The sequence below is a fragment of the Mesorhizobium sp. M0292 genome (genome assembly GCF_040321695.1).
Classification (GTDB): Bacteria; Pseudomonadota; Alphaproteobacteria; order Rhizobiales; family Rhizobiaceae; genus Mesorhizobium.
Genome location: NZ_JAMYSB010000059.1, coordinates 1 through 1,172 on the forward strand (window position 1 = coordinate 1; position 1,172 = coordinate 1,172).

Sequence of the window (1,172 nt, forward strand, 5' to 3'; positions counted from 1 at the left end):
GGGCCCGTTGCGTTATAGGCTTTGGGCGTGGAGAGAGACGGCAAGGGCAAATGCGAGGTGGTTTTCCGGCGCTGGTTTGTGGCCAGATGGGGTAGGAGTTGGCGTATTCGGCGGATTTCGGGCGCAGTGCGACCCTAGATCAGGTCGCCAGCGTCACCCAGCGACGCATGTTGAAGGCCATGGCGGCGATGAGAACCTGTCCTGCCGCCTTGGCCAGACCGCGATAGCGGATGGCGCAAAGTCGCATGCGGTTCTTCAAGGTGGCGAAGGTCGTCTCGACGGCAAAACGTTGCCGGGCGATCAGTTGGTTGAACTGCTTCAGGCGCGCCGGCAGGCGCGGATGATGCTTGTTGGCCCGCCGCATCAGCCGCGGCTTGATCCCGCGCTGCCTCAGCGACAGCTCGCGCGCCTTGGTGTGATAGGCCGCATCCGCCAGCACCGCGCCTTCGTCGCCACAGATCAGATGATCCGCCTCGACCGTGTCGTTGACGTTGGCTGCTGTCGTCCTCACCCGGCGGATCAGACCAGAACCCTGGTCGACGCCGACATGGGCCTTGTAGCCGTAGGAGGAGCCAGGCTTGCCCTGCCGGCGTGTAAAGCCGGCATCGGGATCGCCGGCATCGCCCGCTTCGTGCGCGGCCCCACTGGGCGGCCGTGCCGCCGCCGTCTCGATCACCGTGGCATCGAGCATCGTGCCGCGCCGCAGGATCAGCCCGGCCTTGTCCAGTTGATGGTCCAGTTCGCCAAACAGCTTCTCCAGAAGCCCGGCCTCCACGAGAAGATTGCGAAAGCGGTTGAGCGTGGTGTGGTCGGGCACCGTCTCCTCGAGCGTCAGTCCAACGAAGCGGCGGAACGACAGCCGATCGGCGAGCGCCTCCTCCAGTTCGTTGTCCGACAGCCCATACAAGGATTGCAGCAGAAGCGCCTTGAACATCACCAGCGAATTGTACGCAGGCCGCCCCGGCCCAGTTGGCGAGCGCAGCCGCGCCAGGATCTTCTCGAAGCGATACCACTTCACCAGCGACGACAACCGGTCCAGTCGTCCGCTCCGACCAAGACCCTGCGGCAGCAGAGCCTCTACAAAACTGAACTGACCGCTCGGCTTTGTCGTCATCGCAAAATCCCCGTTTCAAAAACAGGGAATCACATCCACCCAATTTTGCAACAGTCCC

1 protein-coding gene is annotated in these 1,172 nt (G+C 63.5%); it reads right to left on the reverse strand.

The window, feature by feature from the left end:
- Window positions 1-139 precede the first annotated feature (139 nt).
- Window positions 140-1,114 carry an IS5 family transposase gene (locus tag NKI96_RS32460; RefSeq protein ID WP_023743626.1) on the reverse strand — a complete coding sequence of 325 codons (975 nt, stop codon included), beginning with the start codon at window positions 1,112-1,114 and terminating at the stop codon, window positions 140-142.
- Window positions 1,115-1,172 lie beyond the last annotated feature (58 nt).

Excerpts from the sequence above, each read along its gene's own strand:
- NKI96_RS32460 (WP_023743626.1), bottom strand. The coding sequence starts at position 1,114 with ATGACGACAAAGCCGAGCGGTCAGTTCAGTTTTGTAGAGGCTCTGCTG.